Here is an 18,328-nt window from a genome sequence, read left to right on the forward strand (position 1 = left end):
TCCGAAGTTCCCTGGTTGGGCCGCGTAGGATGACCCTCGATTCCCTGGCTGGGCCAGGATGACCTTGGGGTAATGCTGTGTTGACGTGACCGGAATCCGGTTCCGGACCCGAGCGATTGTGGCAGTGAATACCCGAGGTTGCCAATGGTGGGGATGTGATCCCGCGACATCCGCCGGAATCTTTGCCGCTCGGAGACGTATCGATACGGATGCCCAATGGCGCACAAAAGTCGCTAACATGGCTGGCCGGATGCTTGGGGATGGTCAGTTGGGATTAGCAGTCGAGAGGGACGAAATGAATACGGAAGACACGGCGGACAACCTGAAATCCTGCGACGTGCTGGTCATTGGCGGAGGGCCGGCCGGTGCCACCGTCGCACCGCTGCTGGTGGCGCGCGGCTATCGGGTGGTCGTGCTGGAGAAGGCCCATCACCCGCGCTTCCATATCGGCGAATCGCTGCTGCCAGCCAACATGCCCCTGTTCGATCGACTCGGCGTGGGGGATGATATCCGCGCCATCGGTATGGAAAAGTGGGGGGCGGAGTTCATTTCGCCCTGGCATGACCACACGCAGATGTTCGAATTCGCCGACGCCTGGGACAAGTCCCAGCCCATGGCCTATCAGGTGCGTCGTTCGGCGTTCGACGAAATCCTGATCCGCAATGCCGAACGCAAGGGTGCGGCGGTCTTCGAGGGCTGCAAGGTCACCGCCGTCGATTTCCTGCCGGACGGTGCGGGTGCGGCGGTCACCGCCGAGGGCGACGACGGATCGGTGCGCCGTTGGCATGCCCGGTTCGTGGTGGATGCCTCGGGGCGAGACACGTTTCTCGCGAGCCGGATGCAGCTCAAGCAGCGCAACCCCCGCCACAACAGTGCGGCCGTCTTCGGCCACTATCGCGGCGTGCGGCGCAACCCGGGGCAGGCCGAGGGCAATATCTCGATCTTCTGGTTCGATCACGGCTGGTTCTGGTTCATTCCTCTGCCGGACGGCGTGACCAGCATCGGGATGGTGACCTGGCCGTACCACATGAAAACCCGCGGGGAACGCAGCCTGCGCGAGTTCCTGCACGACAGCATCGCCCTGTGCCCGGGGCTGGCCGATCGCATGGCGGATGCCGAGCCGGCGGGCGACGTGGAAGCCACGGGCAACTATGCCTACAGCGCGGATCGGACGCATGGCGAGAATTACGTGCTGCTGGGCGATGCCTATGCCTTCATCGATCCCGTGTTCTCCTCGGGCGTGCTGCTGGCGATGCAGAGCGGATTTCTGGCTGCCGAGGCCATCGACGTCTGCCTGAAGCAGCCCGCGCAGGCCGCAAAGGCCCTGCGCCGCTTCGACCGGATGATGCGCCTGGGCCCGCGCGAGTTCTCGTGGTTCATCTACCGGGTGACCAACCCGACGATGCGCGACCTGTTCATGGGGCCGCGCAACATCTTCCGGGTCAAGGAGGCGCTCCTGTCCCTGCTGGCCGGGGACATCTTCGGCAAGACGCCGATATGGCCGTCCCTGTGGCTGCTCAAGGGCATCTACTACCTCAGTTCCCTGCGTCATCCGCGCCGTACGTTCCGTGCCTGGCAGAATCGCCGCACGATCGTGCGCGCGCCGTCGTGAGTCCGCGCCTGCCCATGCCTGCTTCCTCCTCGCGCCCGACCTCGACACGCTGGATCGCCTACGAATACGTGGCCATGGGCCTCGGGTTGTCGTTTCTGGGCCTGCTCTGCCTGATCTGGCTGCCGTTTGCGCTGGTGCTCCGGCTTCTCCTGCCGAGCGGCTTCGGTCGGCGTTTCGGCCAGCGGATGATCGCCGTCGGATTCCGCCTCTATCTGGGTTTTCTCCGCCTGTTCTGCGCCAGCCGCTTCGATCTGGACGAAATCGACGAACTGCGTGATCTGCCGCCGCGCATCCTGATCGCCAATCATCCGTCGCTGCTCGATGTCGTGCTCATCGTCTCGCGCCTGCCGAACGTCGTCTGTGTGATGAAGGCCAGCCTGATGCGCAACCTGTTGCTGGGCGCGGCGGCGCGACTGGCCGGTTATATCTCCAACGATGGGCCTCTGGAAATGGTGCTACAGGCCGGCCAGGCCTTGGACGAAGGCGCCCACGTTCTGATCTTCCCCGAAGGCAGTCGGACCAGGCACTTCCCTCTCGATCCGCTGAACAACAGTGCGGCGCTGATCGCCCGCCGGACCGGCATCCCCATCCAGAGCCTGCTGATCCGGTTCCAGTCGCCCGATCCGTTGCCGTATCTCGGCAAGGGATGGCCCCTGTGGCGCAAGCCGAGCCTGCCGCAGTACTGGTCGGTACGGCTCGGGCCGGTCTTTGCGCTGGGCGCGGAGCCCCGCACGCAATCCCAGACGGAAATCAGCCCGACCTCCCGCCGGGAAACCGTCGCCCTCACCGAACGCATCGAAAACGAATTGCGCCTCCATCTTTCCCGGAACCCCTCGTCATGACCCCCATCGCCTCGCGCAGTCATCTCGTGCTCATCCCGAGCTTCAACCCCGGCGAAAAGGTGTACGAAACCGTGCAGGCCGCGCGTGCCCGGTGGGCACCGGTCTGGGTCGTGGTGGATGGCAGCACCGATGGCACCGCAGCCGGGTTGACCCGGCTGGCCGAGTCCGATCCGGATTTGCGGGTGCTGGTGCTGCCGGAAAATCGGGGGAAGGGGGCGGCCATCCTGGCGGGGCTTGTCGAGGCGTCGGCAGCGGGTTTCACCCATGTGCTGACCATGGATTCCGACGGACAGCATCCCGCAGACCGGATTCCGTCGTTCATGGCCGCTTCCCAGGCGGAACCCGAGGCGATGATTCTCGGCAAACCCGTATTTGATGCCGATGCGCCGCGCCTGCGCGTCAACGGGCGCAAGGTGTCCAACGGCTGGGCGAATCTGGAAACCCTGTGGATGGGCATCGGCGATTCGCTGTTCGGGTTCCGCGTGTACCCCATCGCCCCGCTGCGTCGCATCATGGAACGTACCCGCTGGATGCGCCGGTTCGATTTCGACCCCGAAGCGGTGGTGCGGCTGTGCTGGGCCGGCGTTCGCCCGGTCAACCTGCCCACGCCGGTCCGTTATTTCACCGTCGAGGAGGGCGGGGTCTCGCACTTCAATTACCTGCGGGACAACCTGCTGCTGACGGGGATGCACACGCGTCTTTTTCTCGGTTTCCTCTGGCGTTTGCCGCAGCTGATCGTCCGCAAGTTCGTTTAACGGACAGGCATCGGAAAATGCGTGCGGGCGGCGTACGGTTCGTTCCGGTCATCGCCGCACGTGCAAAGGGCCGAAAACTCACCGAAAATAGCTGGGATGCAGCGTGATCCTCTGTTTCTGACAAAAATCCTCGATCTTCTGGTCGATGCCGTATGCGTCGTCGATCCGCAAGGTCGATTTGTCTTCGTCAGTTCCGCCTGCGAGCGGATTTTCGGCTACACGCCCGAAGAGTTGATCGGCCGAAACATGATCGAACTCGTCTATGTGGCGGATCGCGACCGGACCCTCGAAGCAGCGCAGCGCGTCATGTCCGGTCATCTTCAGGTGCATTTCGAGAACCGATATGTCCGCAAGGATGGTCGGGTGGTGGACATCATGTGGTCGGCGCGTTGGTCCGAAGACGACCAGCTTCGTCTGGCCGTCGCGCGCGACATCACGGAAATCAAGCGGGCCGAGCGTCAGCAGCGGGCAATGTATCGCATCTCGGAAGCCACGCATGCCGCGGTGGATTTGCCCGAGCTGTATCTGCAAATTCACCAGATAATCAGCGAATTGTTGCCAGGGAATCATTTCCGTGTGGCGCTTTACGATGAGACGTCAGACACCGTGCATTTCCCCTCTCTTGAGGATGGGGGCACGGAAAAATCCACCCAGCAAGAACTGAGCGACGATCCGGGTCTGGCGCAGGTCATTCGTTCGGGCAAGCCGCTCCTGACGACGGCCGGACGACCCGCGGATCAAGAACACATTGCCGGGAGTGCCGGCCCCAACTGGCTTGGGGTTCCGCTGACCTTCCAGGGCGGCATCATGGGGGCGCTTGTAATTCGTAGTGCGGTATCCGACGTGCGGTTGTCCGCGGAGGATCAGGCGTTGCTCCAGTTCGTGTCTGACCAGGTGGCCAGTGCAATCATGCGCAAGCGTACGGAGGGCCAGTTGCGTCATATGGCCGGGCACGATGCCCTGACCGATTTGCCCAACCGGGTATTGTTCCAGGACAGGTTTGATCGGGCTCTGTCGGCTGCCCTTCGAGAGGGGACCTACCTGGCGTTGTTGTATCTGGATTTGAATGGTTTCAAGCAGGTCAACGATAGGTTTGGTCATGACGTGGGCGATCAGTTGCTGCAATCGGTAGCCACCCGCTTGACGCAGGCACTGCGCGAATCCGACACCATCGCCCGGATGGGCGGTGATGAATTTACCGTGTTGCTGACCCGGGTTCACTCGACGACCGCCGTTGCCGCAATCGTGGAAAAGATCCGCAGCGTGATCGACGAACCCTATGAAATAGGCGGTGAAATAGGCGGTCACGCGCTCAAGGTTTCTGCCAGTATTGGGTCAGCCTTATATCCGGAGCATGGGCAGACGCGTACACAGCTGATTCAGCATGCCGATGCCGAAATGTATGCTGAAAAGTCGCGCTGGCGGGCCTGACGCGCGTTCGCGTCCTGGGTTTTGTTTGTTTCCCGACAATTCGCCCGACAATGCGCGACCCGTTTTCGGGGTTCTTCGTATTTAATTATTTAGTATCAATGACATGGGTTGATGGCGCATGTCTTGCTTTCCTGAGTGGATGCGTTTCCAGCGAATGTATCGCGTCCGCCCGCCCGAATTCGGGTCATCACTCAGGAGAACACCATGTCGAACGAATCCTCTGCCGCCCCCGCCGCCATGATCTGGGACGAAGCCGCGCTCAAGCGTCTGGAAGCCATTCCCGGCTTCGTACGCGGTATGGCCAAGAGCAAGATCGAGAAGGCCGCCCAGGCGGCGGGCGAAACCAAGGTCACCGTCGAATTCATGGATGCGAACAAGGCGAAGCTGATGGGCTGACGGCCCCCGCCATGAAGTTCTACATGACGCCCGGTTCCTGCACGACGGGCATCCACATCCTCCTGGAAGAGCTCGATCTGCTGTTCGAAGTCTACCGGGTCGATCTGCTGGCCGGCGACCACAAGAAGCCGGAATTTCTCGCGCTCAATCCCAAGGCGACCATCCCGCTGCTGGTGGACGATTCGGGCCGGGCGATCACCGAGTTTCCCGCCATCGCCTACTGGCTGGCGCGCCGCTACCCCAAGGCGGGGCTCCTGTCCGACAATCTCGACGACGAGGTCCGCATCCTCGAAACGATGGACTTCGTGGTGAGTACCCTCCACATGCAGGGCTTTGCCCGGATCTTCACCACCGAGGTCTTCACCGCGAATCCCGACGAGCACGAAGCCGTCCGGCAACGCGGGCAGGATATCGTCACGGCCGGATTCGCCGTCATCGCCGGGCAACTCGGCGAGGCGAGCACCGTGGTCGGCCGGTTTTCCATCGCCGATGCGGCCCTGTTCTATACCGAGTTCTGGGCCGATCACCTCGGCATTCCGATGCCCGAAGCCTGCGCGCGGCACTACCGCGCCATGCTCTCCCGACCGGCGGTTCGCCGCGTGCTCATGGAAGAGGGTTATCGCGTCGGCTGACGCGCATCGCGGCATCGTCCCCGATCCCCAATCCTCGCTACCTCCTTGTCATTCCCATGGTTTTGATGCGTTCCCCGGGCAGGAGCCTTCGGGAAACTTTTGCTATCTTCATGGTGCACCTCGGCGCGCCATTGCGTCGAATAAACGGAGATTTCATTGAGGAGATAGCGCATGAATGCACTTCGTCTTGCAGCAATCGCCCTGATCGTGGCCGGGGCCCTGGGGCTGGGTTATGGCAGCTTCAGCTACACCAAGGAAAGTCATGACGCGAAGATCGGGCCCATCGAATTGTCGGTCAAGGACAAGCAAACGGTGAACATTCCGGTCTGGGCCGGGATTGGGGCAATCGTTGCCGGTGGTCTGATACTGCTCTATGGCAGCAAGAAGTCCTGATATCCGATGTCCTGCGCGCGTGGAACCCGATCAGGATTCACGCCCCGCTAACGGGGATGGATCGTTGCGTATTCAGCCTGACACTCGCCGAGGATCTATTGCACTTCCGCGCGCCCGGATACGGGATTACTATCCTGCCGGCTTCAGAGTTCGGGTTAACGGTTCGTGCCCGCGTGTCAGGGAGACCGACTCCCCGCGCAATGTCTCGCCAGCCCTTAAGGAATACATGATGGATATGCCGAGATGAAACCCCCACCGATTCCCACCGACGAACGACTTCGGCTCGATACCCTCCGTTCCCTCAATCTGCTCGATACCCCGCCCGAAGAGCGGTTCGACCGATTGGCGCGGCTGGCCCGGCGCCTGTTCAACGTGCCGATTTCCCTGGTGTCGCTGGTGGATAGCGATCGGCAGTGGTTCAAGTCCAGCATGGGTCTCGAAGTTCGTGAAACCCCGCGAGAGGTCTCGTTTTGTGGGCATGCGTTGCTGGATGACGACGTCATGGTCGTGCACGATGCGCTGGCCGACGATCGTTTCGTCGACAATCCCCTGGTCGCGGACGATCCCTATATCCGCTTTTACGCCGGTTGCCCCCTGTCGGCGCTGAACGGCAGCAAACTCGGTACCCTCTGCATCATCGATCACGAACCGCGCCGATTCGATGCGGAGGACCGTGCGCTCCTGCAGGATCTGGCCGGCATGGTCGAGCGAGAAATCGCCGCGCTTCAATTATCCACCCTGGATGAACTGACGCTCATCTCCAATCGGCGCGGCTTCATGTCGCTGGCGCAGCAATCGCTCAACCTCTGCCGACGGATGCAGATGCCCGCCACCCTGATGAGTATCGATCTCAACGGCTTCAAGGAGATCAATGACCGTTTCGGGCACGCCGAGGGGGACCTCGCCCTGAAGGCCTTCGCCGACATCATGCGGCATATCTTCCGGGTCTCCGACGTGTTTGCCCGCCTGGGCGGCGACGAATTCGTCGTCCTGATGAGCGATGTCGACCAGACGGCGATCGATGCAGTGCTGACGCGATTCCGTGAGGCGGTTGAGGACTACAATGCCACCGCGAACCGCGGCTACGATCTGCGCTATTCGGTGGGTTACGTCCCTTTCGATCCGAACAGCAGCGAAACCATCGAGTCGTTGCTCTGTCGTGCGGATACGCACATGTACGCCGAAAAGCGCGCCAGAAAACGGGACGATCATGCCAGTAGCCAATCGGGCTGAAATGACGACACGCAAGGGATGAGCACCTAGCTCCACGCCGCTGGGCAGCACGAAGCATGGGTACCGGACAGGAATTTAGAACGCCTTCGATGCGCGAACCGGTACCATGGGCCTCCACCAGGAGGGAAGATTCGATGATGCTCAAGCTCTATCAGGTCGATGCGTTCACCAGCCGGCCATTCGGCGGCAATCCGGCGGCCGTGGTGCCTTTGGACAACTGGCTGCCGGAAGACATGCTCCAGGCCATCGCCAACGAAAACAATCTGTCCGAGACCGCGTTCTTCGTCCCGTCAGCGTCCGGGTTCGAGCTGCGCTGGTTCACCCCGGTGCGCGAGGTGGATCTCTGTGGCCATGCCACCCTGGCTACCGCCTACGTCCTGTTCGACATGCTGGGGTATGACCAGCCGGTGATCCGCTTCGAGACGCGTAGCGGCCCCCTGTTCGTCGAAAAGCAGGGCGATCGCCTGGTTATGGATTTCCCCGCCGACCCGCCCGAGCCCTGTCCACTGATCGAGACTCTGATCCTGGGCCTGGGACAACCGCCCCGGGCCCTGCTGGTCGCTTCCGACTATCTCGCCGTGTACGACGATGAGGCGACCATCCGTGCCATCAAGCCCGATCAGAATCTTCTTGCGCAGCTGGACCGCCGTGGCGTGATGGTCACCGCGCCGGGCGACACGGTGGATTTCGTCAGCCGCTTCTTTGCGCCCAAATACGGCATCCTCGAAGACCCCGTGACCGGCTCCGCCCACTGCACGCTGGCACCGTACTGGGCCGAACGACTCGGCAAGACCGACCTCGAAGCGCGGCAGATCTCCCCACGGGTGGGGGAGATCAGCTGCCATGTCCGGGGGGATCGGGTCACGCTCGTCGGTTCGGCGGTGCTGTACCTCGAAGGCAGCATTCGCGTCTGATGGGTATCGATTCCAGGTTGTACTGCGGGCGGTCTTCAGAGCCCTGCGCCTTGAAACAACCTCGGCAACCCGTGATCCAGGAGGAGGTCACCGGCTGCGGAATCGCCGCCGTCGCCGTCATTGCAGGCACCACCTATGCCGAAGCGCGCCTCGTTGCCCACGGCCTGGGGATTCATGCCGATGATTCGACGCTCTGGTCAAGCACCGCATCCGTTCGCCGACTGCTGGCCGCGTTCGGCTATGTCGCCGACGACGAACCCACACCGTTTGCCGGTTGGGCACAACTGCCGGATCTGGCGCTGCTGTCGCTCAAATGGCACCTTGAGAAAGGTAAACCGTATTGGCATTGGGTGGTATTCATCCGCTCGGGCGTTGCCGCTTATGTGCTGGACTCCAAGAAAGCCCTAAAAACCCACGTTCGAACGGATTTTGGGCGTATGCGACCAAAATGGTCCCTGGGGGTTCGCACCGGTTCAACTTAACCGCGTCGTTCAAGGAGCGCTCATGCACATCGACAGCCTGGATCATCTCGTCCTCACCGTGGCCGACATCGACGCCACCGTGGCTTTCTATACCCGCGTGCTGGGCATGGGCGTCGTCACCTTCGGTGCCGGGCGGCAGGCGCTCACCTTCGGCAGCCAGAAAATCAACCTGCATCAGCAGGGCCGGGAATTCGAACCCAAGGCCGACCGCCCCACACCCGGCTCGGCCGATCTGTGTTTCCTGACCAGCCAGCCATTGCCGGACGTGATCGGCCACCTGAATGCCTGCGGCGTGGTGGTGATCGAAGGGCCAGTGCAACGCACAGGCGCCCAGGGACCGATTTTGTCGGTCTATATTCGCGATCCGGATGGAAATCTCATCGAAATCGCGAATCGACTTTCAGATTGACGAAGCCGGCGATTACGAATCCAGCGGACTGACCACACCCCGCCCGCCCTTGTTCAGCACATGGGTGTAGATCATAGTGGTCGCTACATCCTTGTGGCCGAGCAAGGCCTGGATGGTGCGAATATCCTGACCGCGTTCGAGCAGATGGGTGGCAAACGAATGGCGCAGGGTGTGTGGCGTGGCGGGCTTCACGATGCCAGAGGCATGAACCGCCTTTTTCATGGCGCGCTGCAACAACTTCTCATCCAGATGATGGCGCTGTTCCGCGCCGCTGCGGGGATCGATCGAGAATCCCCCGGCAGGAAAAACATACTGCCAGCCCCATTCCGTCGGCGCATTCGGATACTTGATCGCCAGGGCATGAGGCAGATACACCCGAGCCTTGCCCGCAGCCAAATCGTCATCGAACAGCGCTCGGCGTTTTTGGAGATGATCGCGCAGGGCCGGCACCAGGGATTCCGGCAGCATCGTCACCCGATCCTTCGCCCCCTTGCCGTCACGGATAATGATTTCACCCCGGGCGAAATCCACATCCTTCACACGCAGGCGCACGCACTCCATCAGGCGCATGCCGGTACCGTAGAGCATGGATGTCATCAGCCCATAAGTGCCCGACATGCGATGCAGAATCGCCATCACTTCTTCCCGGGTGAGCACCACAGGCAAACGCTGGGGCCGCTTGGCGCGGGTCACATTGTCCAGCCAGGGCAAATCGATGCCCAGCACCTCACGGTATAAAAACAGCAAGGCGGACAATGCCTGATTCTGCGTGGCCGCAGCCACATCGCGGGAAACCGCCAGATGAGTGAGAAACGCTTCGACCTCCGGCGCCCCCATTTCCCGAGGGTGCCGCTTGCCGTGGAAGAGAATGAATCGCCTAATCCATTGAAGGTATTGAGTTTCCGTGCGGATACTGTAATGCTTGACCCGAATCAGATCACGCACCTGATCCAGCAATTTCGGCGGAGGTGTGTTTGCTTCCATCCATGAAGCCCTCTATTTTTCCAAGGATCAATTAAAACATATGGATACAGATGTGACGACCATGTTATACACCTACCCCTTACCGAAATATACACCTGTTAAGGTGTATATTGCTTGTTAGCTCAAGAAACGAAACCCAAAGGAAACCGGATGAAAGTCTTCATCAGTTGGTCAGGTGAAACGAGCAAGAAAGTAGCCGAGGCAATCCGCGAATGGCTGCCTCAGGTGCTTCAAACCGTGAAGCCATATTTCACTCCCAGTGACATCGAGAAAGGCACTCGATGGTCATCCGATATCGCAAATGAACTGGATGATTCGATGGCGGGGATCTTCTGCGTAACGAAGGAAAACCTCAGTAGTCAGTGGTTAATGTTTGAAGCGGGGGCTATTTCCAAGCGCGTCGAACACTCATTGGTTTGCCCTATACTGATTGGCCTTGAGAATTCCGACATCAACGGGCCTCTAACGCAATTCCAAACAACCTTATTCGAGAAATCGGACATCAAAAAGTTGGTGCTCGATATCAACAAGGCAAACAAAGAACACACCCTTGAAGAATCTGTTCTTAATAATGTGTTTGAAAAGTTTTGGCCTGAGTTAGACGCCAAAGTCACAGCAGCAATGAAGGCTGGTGAGGTTGGTGATGCACATGATGCAGACATCCGATCTGACAGAGAAGTTTTAGAAGAGGTATTAGAGCTTTCACGCGCCTTGGCCATACAGAAGTCGGGCGGCTTCAAGCTCCACGATGAGCTAAATAAACGAATATCCAACTTCTTGGTTAGCTACCGCGTGATCTTTGAAGACGACTGGGAGCACACAAAAGGTTGCCTTGAGAACAGTGAGTACTTCATTAGTGAGCAGGGCTCGTTTATCGAGCCTAGGGTTTCAGATGAAGGTAATAACTGGGGTAACCGGCCGTTTTTGCTCAATTCTTATAGGCGGCTAATCGAATACATTCACAAGAACAACATCGATATCAAAACCGCATATGGTGAATGAGCTAACAAGTAGTTCTTGTCGCCAGCCTATCGGCTGGCTGGGACACCCGGCTTCGCCGGCTGCCCCAAAACATGGGCGTTGGGCTACAAAAAAATGAGTACCGAATTGAATATTCAAAGGGCAACCGTGAGCGACGCGCCGGAGGTTGCCACGATGGTCGGTGAGTTGCTGAGCGAAATCATGGCGACCATCGGCATTCAGGCCTTTAACTTTGATCTAACCGAAACAACGGAGAGGCTCACAGACTTCATCAATCGAGAGAAATACTTTGTCTTCATTGCGCGTGGCATAGATGACGAGCCTACCGGATTTATTGCACTTTATGAAAGCTATGCGTTATACGCGGAAGGTGCGTTTGGCACGGTTCCAGAACTCTATGTTCGGCCTGCACACCGTTCAAGCGCACTGGGCCAACGCTTGCTCTCTCAGGCCAAGATTTTTGGGGCGTCGCGAGGCTGGCAGCGTTTGGAGGTTACGACCCCACCATTGCCGCAATTCGATAGAACATTGGCTTTCTATGAGCGCGAAGGGTTTGCCATCACTGGTGGTCGTAAATTAAAGGTTTCCTTGTGATTCCCAGCCCAACAAGTCATTCCAGCGGACCGTCAAAAGCTGCGCTTTTGCCGTCCGCTGAATTCGCACGTTATGCACTACGGTAATTCGGGGCGTCTTCTATCAGCAGTCTGGCTGCCAAATCAGGCTGCAAACAAACCCCAAAATCCGGCTCGCGCATCGTCGGGGCTTGGTGCATTGTGGCAAACAAGAGTGTCGCTTACAGGGAGGTTCCGAACGTCATGCATTCGCAGTTTTTGCATTACATCGTGCCTAACATCACGCTCAACCCGACCGCCCACCGGCTACGCCGCTGGGTTCCCTCCGCGCGCCGCGCTACGGCGGCGGGTTAGCTTAGGCGTTAGGCACTCGGGTGATTCTTGGTGTTTTCTGTCATCAGTTCGGTAGCCCAATCTGGCCGCAAACACGCCCTTCAAATTCCGGGTCGCGCATCATTTGGGCTTGGTGCATAGTGGCAAGCAAGGGCGTCGCCCACAGGGAGGTTCCGCACGTCATGGTTTCATCGTCATTTCATCATCCCGCGCCTAACATCACGCTCAACCCGACCGCCCACCGGCTGCGCCGATGGGTTCCCTCCGCGCGTCGCGCTCCGGCGGCGGGTTAGCTTAGGCGTTAGGCACTCTGGAGGTTCTTGGTGTTTTCTGTCATCAGTTCGGTAGCCCAATCTGGCTGCAAACACGCCCTTCAAATTCCGGGTCGCGCATCAGTTGGGGCTTGGTGCATAGTGGTAGGGATGGGCGTCGCCCACAGGGAGGTACCGCAGGTCATGGGTTCATCGTCATTTCATCATCCCGCGCCTAACATCACGCTCAACCCGACCGCCCACCGGCTGCGCCGCTGGGTTCCCTCCGCGCGCTGCGCTCCGGCGGCGGGTTAGCTTAGGCGTTATGCACTACGGTAATTCGGGGCGTCTTCTATCAGCAGTCTGGCTGCCGCATCAGGCTGCAAACAAATCCCAAATTCCGGCTCGCGCATCGTTTTGGCTTGGTGCATAGTGGCAAACAAGGGCGTCGCCCACAGGGAGGTACCGCACGTCATGTGTTCATCGTCTTTTCAACATCCCGCGCCTAACATCACGCTCAACCCGACCGCCCACCGGCTGCGCCGTTGGGTACCCTCCGCGCGCCGCGCTCCGGCGGCGGGTTAGCTTAGGCGTTATGCACTACGGTAATTCGGGGCGTCTTCTATCAGCAGTCTGGCTGCCGCATCAGGCTGCAAACAAATCCCAAATTCCGGCTCGCGCATCGTTTTGGCTTGGTGCATAGTGGCAAACAAGGGCGTCGCCCACAGGGAGGTACCGCACGGCATGTGTTCATCGTCTTTTCAACATCCCGCGCCTAACATCACGCTCAACCCGACCGCCCACCGGCTGCGCCGTTGGGTACCCTCCGCGCGCCGCGCTCCGGCGGCGGGTTAGCTTAGGCGTTATGCGCTACGGTAATTCGGGGCGTCTTCTATCAGCAGTCTGGCTGCCGCATCAGGCTGCAAACAAATCCCAAATTCCGGCTCGCGCATCGTTTTGGCTTGGTGCATAGTGGCAAGCAAGGGCGTCGCCCACAGGGAGGTACCGCACATCATGCGTTTGCAGTCTTATCATCATCCCGCGCCTAACATCACGCCCAACCCGACCGCCCACCGGCTGCGCCGTTGGGTTCCCTCCGCGCGCCGCGCTCCGGCGGCGGGTTAGCTTAGGCGTTAGGCACTTGGGCGATTCTTGGTGTTCTCTGTCAGCAGTTCGGTAGCCCAATCTGGCCGCAAACACGCCCTTCAATTTCCCGGTCGCGCATCGTTGGGGCTTGGTGCATAGTGGCAGGGAAGGGCGTCGTCTACAGGGAGGTACCGCAGGTCATGGGTTCGCAGTTTTTGCATTACATCGCGCCTAACATCACGCTCAACCCGACCGCCCACCGGCTGCGCCGTTGGGTTCCCTCCGCGCGCCGCGCTCCGGCGGCGGGTTAGCTTAGGCGTTAGGCACTTGGGCGATTCTTGGTGTTCTCTGTCATCAGTTCGGTAGCCCAAATTGGCTGCAAACACCCCCTTCAAATCCCGGGTCGCGTATCGTCGGGGCTTGGTGCATAGTGGCAGGGAAGGCCGTCACCCACAGGGAGGTACCGCGCGTTATGCGTTCATCGTCATTCCATTATCCCGCGCCTAACATCACGCTCAACCCGACCGCCCACCGGCTGCGCCGCTGGGTTCCCTCCGCGCTTCGCGCTCCGGCGGCGGGTTAGCTTAGGCGTTAGCCCCATGGATGAAGACGACTTCTACTTGAAAGTTGCACACGCCCTGTCGGGCTGCCAGCTCGTCGAGCAACAACTTAAGCTCTACATCACTGAGGCTCTTGAGCTCGCAAAAAAGTGCATTGGCGAAAAAATACCCTTCAAGATGGCTGGCGACGACTATGCCGACTCTTCATTGGAGCGGCTCATCGAGATTTTCAAGAAACTGTCCGACAACGAGAAGCTTGTGACTGACCTCAGGAGGTTCAAGGATGAGAGAAACTTCCTCAGTCACAAGGGCATAACACATTGCCTCGACTACGAGGGCGAGTTATCTCATTCGACCGCACTTGAATTGCAAGAACGGCTGGAGGCCATCCAAGAGGAGGCGAAACTGTTGTATGTTGCCATTCATGAAGAAGCGAACAAATTTCGTGGGTATCTGTGGTTCGATGACCTCACCGCGGGCTAACAAACGCTTCGAGTGGGACGCTCCAACAGCCGGCTTCGCCGCCTGTTTCCGCGCCCCTCAAGCTAAACGTTAGGCACTCGGGCGATTCTTGGTGTTTTCTGTCAGCAGTTCGGTAGCCCAATCTGGCCACAAACACACAATTCAAATCCCGGGTCGCACATCATTGGGGCTTGGTGCATAGTTGCAAGCAAGGGTATCGCCCACAGGGAGGTTCCGCGCGTCATGCGTTCATCGTCTTTTCATCATCCCGCGCCTAACAACACGCTCAACCCGACCGCCCACCGGCTGCGCCGTTGGGTTCCCTCCGCGCTGCGCGCTCCGGCGGCGGGTTAGCTTAGGCGTTATATTTTCTGATCAATTAAAAAGGAACTTAAAATGGCATTTATACTAGAATTAGTTCACGTTAACGAAACCCCGCAAAATAGAACAGCGGTATCATCCGACTATTGTTTTAACGAATCCGCATTTCAAATTCGAACATATAAGAATGGTGACACATTAAGAGCTGAAGGTTCAAAGCAAAATATTCAGTTAAATAGAGAAATGGCATTAGAACTTATAAATAAGCTTCAAGACTTTGTAAATCAATAAACATAACAAATCACTCAAGCCGACTGCGCTAAGGCGCAGCGGCTTAGTTTAATCGTTATGCGTAAAAAATAAATGGAGACATCGTGTCCGATCTCACAATAATGGAAAAGAGAAAACTTGAACGTGCCTTCGGCATGGGGAGTGGCTATGTTCTCGACTTTTCCAATCGAACGTTTGAGGAATTTATCCTGGAAAGCGTTGGGATCGAGATTTACGACGAGAAATATGATTATGCGAGCGGTTCAAAAGCAAATCGCATGAGAGCATTTTGGGACAGAGAGTCGAATTACTTAGTCGGCAAGTTACTGGGAGATATCTTTGATAACTGGGACGAACTAAATCATGGTTACGAAAAAAAGCCAATCCCAGACGATTGTATAAAGATCGTTCAGCGCTTAAAAACCAGTGCCCCGGTACCGGACATAGACGCTGTCGAACCAAATACAGATGATAAAGATTTTGAAACATTGGCCAAGTCAGTGCGTGAAGCAATAGACCGCAATGAGCCAGAAACAGGATTAGATAGGCTTCATACGTTTGTTACAAAATATTTCAGAGTTCTGTGTGAAAAACATGGAATTTCTACTGAGTGGGATAAGCCATTACACAGCTTGGTAGGCGAGTATGTTAAGCACTTAAAGAGCGAGGGGCTAATTGAGTCAGAAATGACTGAACGGATACTTAAGTCCAGTATTTCAGTTATGGAAGCTTTCAACAAAGTAAGGAATCAGCAAAGCTACGCTCATGATAATGAGGTTCTCAATTACAACGAAAGCTTGCTTATATTCGGCCATGTAACAAGCTCTATTCGGTTCATCAAGGCAATTGAGGATGCTCGACGCAGAAAAACCGCTGAGAATGTTTCGGCAAATGAATTTGACGATATTCCATTCTGATACAACGCATAACAAGGCGCTCGTTCGGATGCAAACTACGCTACGCTTCGTTTGCACCGCACAGCTTGGTCGTTATGCACTACGGTAATTCGGGGCGTCTTCTATCAGCAGTCTGGCTGCCGCATCAGGCTGCAAACAAATCCCAAATTCCGGCTCGCGCATCGTTTTGGCTTGGTGCATAGTGGCAAACAAGGGCGTCGCCCACAGGGAGGTACCGCACGTCATGTGTTCATCGTCTTTTCAACATCCCGCGCCTAACATCACGCTCAACCCGACCGCCCACCGGCTGCGCCGTTGGGTACCCTCCGCGCGCCGCGCTCCGGCGGCGGGTTAGCTTAGGCGTTAGGCGCTATGGCGATTCGGGGTGTTTTCTATCGATGGTTCGGTAGCCCGTTCTGGCCGCAAACATGCACTTCAAATTCCAGGTCGCGCATCATCGGTGCTTGGTGCATAGTTGCAAGCAAGGGCGTCGCCCACAGGGAGGTTCCGCACATCATGCGTTTGCAGTCTTTACATCATTCCGCGCCTAACATCACGCTCAACCCGACCGCCCACCGGCTGCGCCGTTGGGTACCCTCCGCGCGCCGCGCTCCGGCGGCGGGTTAGCTTAGGCGTTAGGCACTCAGGTGATTCTTGGTGTTTTCTGCCAGCAGTTCGGTAGCCCAATCTGGCAGCAAACACGCCCTTCAAATTCCGGGTCGCGCATCGTTGGGGCTTGGTGCATAGTGGCAAACAAGGGCGTCGCCCACAGGGAGATTCCGCACGTCATGCGTTCGCAGTTTTTGCATTACATCGCGCCTAACATCACGCTCAACCCGACCGCCCACCGGCTGCGCCGATGGGTTCCCTCCGCGCGTCGCGCTCCGGCGGCGGGTTAGCTTAGGCATTAGCCATACTTACTAGCGGAGTACGAATTCTAATGATTTGGTGGGAAAAAACGGTCGAGTACAAATTTGTTATTCTGTCTGCTATCGAGAAAAAACTTAACTTTGCAGCTCCCTTATCTGGTGTTCAAGAAATAGGTGGGGACGGAATCTTTGGAATTAACTCAAAGTTAATACTTGTGGAATTCAAGCGTTCCCAAAACGAGCTAAAAACCGAAATAGATAAATTTGTATGTTACGAAAAGGCCAAAAGAGAAATGAGTGGCAGAGATAGCCATCACTTTTTGGTTTATGGAGCTGAAGGTGACAGCGGAAGTTTAGATTTGCACGCTAGACATTACTTTTCTTTAAAAGAAACGGGCTCGGTTTTATCAATTTTGAATCAAGGGCTAAAAGCTGAAGAGTTCAATGATTATCTTGGTGATTTGATCGCGTTAAAAAAAGAAGATGGGCGTTCAAGTGGATCGGTTGGGCCAGAGTCTGTAGCATCTGTTGTTGGTGTATCTCCCAACTCCGTGTCTTCAATATCCTTAACCGAATATGTAAGGCTAGAGCTTCCAGGTCTTTATCAGGCTCTTTCCCCTACGCAGACTATGAGTAGAGGGCCGAGCCTTGGCTAACAAAGCACTGCTGTCGGACAAATTTTCCGCTTCGCTTCAAATTTGCCGCAGAGTGCGGCGTTAGGCACTCGGGTGGTTCTTGGTGTTTTCTGTCAGCAGTTCGGTAGCTCAATCTGGCCGCAAACACACGATTCAAATTCCGGGTCGCGCATCGTCGGGCCTTGGTGCATAGTGGCAAGCAAGGGTGTCTCTCACAGGGAGGTTCCGCACGTCATGCGTTCATCGTCTTTTCATCACCCCGCGCCTAACATCACGCTCAACCCGACCGCCCACCGGCTGCGCCGTTGGGTTCCCTTCGCGCGCCGCGCTCCGGCGGCGGGTTAGCTTAGGCGTTAGGTTGCTTGAAGCATGCCGCTGACCCATCGCCCTGTTGCCGAAAAAGACATTCAAGTCATTTGCGGTTTTCCGCAAAGCGAAGATGAGTTGTTTTTCTTGTTCCCAAAGGCGGCATTCCCGCTGACCCCATCGCAGTTGCAGGACGCAATCGCACTGCGTTCAGACTCAACGGTAGCGGAACTTGACGGTGAAGTTGCCGCTTTCGCCAACTTCTACCGCTGGGAGGCTGGCGGCTGTTGCTCCATTGGCAACGTCATCGTTTCCCCGGTGGCTCGTGGGCGCGGCGTGGGACGTTATCTCATTGAACAGATGATTGGCTTTGCTTTCTCAAAACATCAGGCCGCCGAGGTGACAGTATCGTGTTTCAATCAAAATGTTGCTGGCCTGCTGCTTTATCCGAAACTGGGGTTTCAGCCTTATGCCGTCGAGGAACGGCATGACAAGAAAGGAAATCGGGTTGCACTTATTCACATGCGGTTGCCACGAAACGCAACCTAACATTGCGGTCAAGCGGGACGCGCCAAAAGCGGCGCGCCCCTTACCTTTACGTTAGGCACTCGGGCGATTCTTGGTGTTTTCTGCCAGCAGTTCGGTAGCCCAATCTGGCAGCAAACACGCCCTTCAAATTCCGGGTCGCGCATCATCGGTGCTT

Annotated in this window: 19 protein-coding genes; 18 read left to right on the forward strand and 1 reads right to left on the reverse strand. The window is 57.6% G+C overall.

The genetic code is table 11. The features are described from left to right. Positions 1–295: 295 nt before the first annotated feature. The 11 genes from A9404_RS12235 to A9404_RS12285 all read left to right on the forward strand — a co-directional run bounded on the left by A9404_RS12235 (position 296) and on the right by A9404_RS12285 (position 9,099). Entirely contained in the window at positions 296–1,612 is a 1,317-nt protein-coding gene (locus A9404_RS12235; protein ID WP_066102098.1) for an NAD(P)/FAD-dependent oxidoreductase, read from the forward strand. Then, positions 1,609–2,454, forward strand: coding sequence for a lysophospholipid acyltransferase family protein (locus A9404_RS12240; RefSeq protein WP_231880916.1), 846 nt, complete (start codon positions 1,609–1,611; stop codon positions 2,452–2,454). The genes A9404_RS12235 and A9404_RS12240 overlap by 4 nt, the downstream gene beginning before the upstream one ends. After that, positions 2,451–3,209: a glycosyltransferase family 2 protein gene (locus A9404_RS12245; RefSeq protein ID WP_066102103.1), complete on the forward strand. Its 759-nt coding sequence runs from the start codon at positions 2,451–2,453 to the stop codon at positions 3,207–3,209. The genes A9404_RS12240 and A9404_RS12245 overlap by 4 nt, the downstream gene beginning before the upstream one ends. Before the next feature lie 96 nt (positions 3,210–3,305). After that, positions 3,306–4,640 (forward strand): sensor domain-containing protein, encoded by a 1,335-nt coding sequence (locus tag A9404_RS12250; protein ID WP_066102106.1) that lies wholly within the window; start codon positions 3,306–3,308, stop codon positions 4,638–4,640. Between the two features lie 204 nt (positions 4,641–4,844). Continuing rightward, positions 4,845–5,036, forward strand: a complete 192-nt coding sequence (locus A9404_RS12255; protein ID WP_082922963.1) for a PCP reductase family protein — start codon at positions 4,845–4,847, stop codon at positions 5,034–5,036. An 11-nt stretch (positions 5,037–5,047) separates the two neighbouring features. Beyond that, positions 5,048–5,668 (forward strand): glutathione S-transferase family protein, encoded by a 621-nt coding sequence (locus A9404_RS12260; protein ID WP_066102109.1) that lies wholly within the window; start codon positions 5,048–5,050, stop codon positions 5,666–5,668. 171 nt (positions 5,669–5,839) lie between these two features. Further along, on the forward strand, positions 5,840–6,061 hold the full coding sequence (locus A9404_RS12265; protein WP_066102112.1) for a hypothetical protein: 222 nt from the start codon (positions 5,840–5,842) through the stop codon (positions 6,059–6,061). Positions 6,062–6,304: 243 nt separating this feature from the next. Continuing rightward, a complete protein-coding gene (locus A9404_RS12270) occupies positions 6,305–7,294 on the forward strand; it encodes a GGDEF domain-containing protein (protein ID WP_066102115.1) in 990 nt (329 codons plus the stop codon). A gap of 134 nt (positions 7,295–7,428) precedes the next feature. Then, on the forward strand, positions 7,429–8,208 hold the full coding sequence (locus tag A9404_RS12275) for a PhzF family phenazine biosynthesis protein (protein WP_066102118.1): 780 nt from the start codon (positions 7,429–7,431) through the stop codon (positions 8,206–8,208). A gap of 50 nt (positions 8,209–8,258) precedes the next feature. Then, positions 8,259–8,690, forward strand: coding sequence for a hypothetical protein (locus tag A9404_RS12280; protein WP_066103385.1), 432 nt, complete (start codon positions 8,259–8,261; stop codon positions 8,688–8,690). Positions 8,691–8,712: 22 nt separating this feature from the next. Continuing rightward, positions 8,713–9,099, forward strand: coding sequence for a VOC family protein (locus A9404_RS12285; protein ID WP_066102121.1), 387 nt, complete (start codon positions 8,713–8,715; stop codon positions 9,097–9,099). 12 nt (positions 9,100–9,111) lie between these two features. Here the strand turns inward: A9404_RS12285 and A9404_RS12290 are convergent, their stop codons facing one another. Continuing rightward, entirely contained in the window at positions 9,112–10,083 is a 972-nt protein-coding gene (locus tag A9404_RS12290) for an integron integrase (RefSeq protein WP_066102124.1), read from the reverse strand. A 150-nt stretch (positions 10,084–10,233) separates the two neighbouring features. On the opposite strand from A9404_RS12290, the gene A9404_RS12295 reads away from it, so the two are divergent. The 7 genes from A9404_RS12295 (at position 10,234) to A9404_RS12315 (ending at position 18,174) form a co-directional block, all read left to right on the forward strand. Beyond that, positions 10,234–11,085, forward strand: coding sequence for a TIR domain-containing protein (locus tag A9404_RS12295; protein WP_066102128.1), 852 nt, complete (start codon positions 10,234–10,236; stop codon positions 11,083–11,085). A 93-nt stretch (positions 11,086–11,178) separates the two neighbouring features. Further along, positions 11,179–11,658 carry a GNAT family N-acetyltransferase gene (locus A9404_RS12300; RefSeq protein WP_066103388.1) on the forward strand — a complete coding sequence of 160 codons (480 nt, stop codon included), beginning with the start codon at positions 11,179–11,181 and terminating at the stop codon, positions 11,656–11,658. A gap of 2,247 nt (positions 11,659–13,905) precedes the next feature. Then, positions 13,906–14,349 (forward strand): hypothetical protein, encoded by a 444-nt coding sequence (locus tag A9404_RS12305; RefSeq protein ID WP_066102131.1) that lies wholly within the window; start codon positions 13,906–13,908, stop codon positions 14,347–14,349. A gap of 375 nt (positions 14,350–14,724) precedes the next feature. After that, positions 14,725–14,940 carry a hypothetical protein gene (locus tag A9404_RS13460; protein WP_156521323.1) on the forward strand — a complete coding sequence of 72 codons (216 nt, stop codon included), beginning with the start codon at positions 14,725–14,727 and terminating at the stop codon, positions 14,938–14,940. A gap of 83 nt (positions 14,941–15,023) precedes the next feature. After that, complete coding sequence (locus tag A9404_RS12310; protein WP_066102136.1) at positions 15,024–15,836, forward strand: abortive infection family protein; 813 nt, start codon at positions 15,024–15,026, stop codon at positions 15,834–15,836. A 919-nt stretch (positions 15,837–16,755) separates the two neighbouring features. Continuing rightward, positions 16,756–17,340, forward strand: coding sequence for a hypothetical protein (locus A9404_RS13465; protein ID WP_156521324.1), 585 nt, complete (start codon positions 16,756–16,758; stop codon positions 17,338–17,340). Positions 17,341–17,688: 348 nt separating this feature from the next. Then, positions 17,689–18,174 carry a GNAT family N-acetyltransferase gene (locus A9404_RS12315; RefSeq protein WP_066102139.1) on the forward strand — a complete coding sequence of 162 codons (486 nt, stop codon included), beginning with the start codon at positions 17,689–17,691 and terminating at the stop codon, positions 18,172–18,174. Positions 18,175–18,328 lie beyond the last annotated feature (154 nt).

It is taken from the genome of Halothiobacillus diazotrophicus (assembly GCF_001663815.1).
GTDB classification, from domain to species: Bacteria; Pseudomonadota; Gammaproteobacteria; order Halothiobacillales; family Halothiobacillaceae; genus Halothiobacillus; species Halothiobacillus diazotrophicus.

Coding starts and splice junctions, on each gene's coding strand:
- A9404_RS12255 (WP_082922963.1), top strand. CDS start 4,845: ATGTCGAACGAATCCTCTGCCGCCCCCGCCGCCATGATCTGGGACGAA.
- A9404_RS12315 (WP_066102139.1), top strand. CDS start 17,689: ATGCCGCTGACCCATCGCCCTGTTGCCGAAAAAGACATTCAAGTCATT.
- A9404_RS12245 (WP_066102103.1), top strand. CDS start 2,451: ATGACCCCCATCGCCTCGCGCAGTCATCTCGTGCTCATCCCGAGCTTC.
- A9404_RS12265 (WP_066102112.1), top strand. CDS start 5,840: ATGAATGCACTTCGTCTTGCAGCAATCGCCCTGATCGTGGCCGGGGCC.
- A9404_RS12260 (WP_066102109.1), top strand. CDS start 5,048: ATGAAGTTCTACATGACGCCCGGTTCCTGCACGACGGGCATCCACATC.
- A9404_RS12285 (WP_066102121.1), top strand. CDS start 8,713: ATGCACATCGACAGCCTGGATCATCTCGTCCTCACCGTGGCCGACATC.
- A9404_RS12305 (WP_066102131.1), top strand. CDS start 13,906: ATGGATGAAGACGACTTCTACTTGAAAGTTGCACACGCCCTGTCGGGC.
- A9404_RS12275 (WP_066102118.1), top strand. CDS start 7,429: ATGATGCTCAAGCTCTATCAGGTCGATGCGTTCACCAGCCGGCCATTC.
- A9404_RS12250 (WP_066102106.1), top strand. CDS start 3,306: ATGCAGCGTGATCCTCTGTTTCTGACAAAAATCCTCGATCTTCTGGTC.
- A9404_RS12270 (WP_066102115.1), top strand. CDS start 6,305: ATGAAACCCCCACCGATTCCCACCGACGAACGACTTCGGCTCGATACC.
- A9404_RS13465 (WP_156521324.1), top strand. CDS start 16,756: ATGATTTGGTGGGAAAAAACGGTCGAGTACAAATTTGTTATTCTGTCT.
- A9404_RS12235 (WP_066102098.1), top strand. CDS start 296: ATGAATACGGAAGACACGGCGGACAACCTGAAATCCTGCGACGTGCTG.
- A9404_RS13460 (WP_156521323.1), top strand. CDS start 14,725: ATGGCATTTATACTAGAATTAGTTCACGTTAACGAAACCCCGCAAAAT.
- A9404_RS12295 (WP_066102128.1), top strand. CDS start 10,234: ATGAAAGTCTTCATCAGTTGGTCAGGTGAAACGAGCAAGAAAGTAGCC.
- A9404_RS12290 (WP_066102124.1), bottom strand. CDS start 10,083: ATGGAAGCAAACACACCTCCGCCGAAATTGCTGGATCAGGTGCGTGAT.
- A9404_RS12300 (WP_066103388.1), top strand. CDS start 11,179: ATGAGTACCGAATTGAATATTCAAAGGGCAACCGTGAGCGACGCGCCG.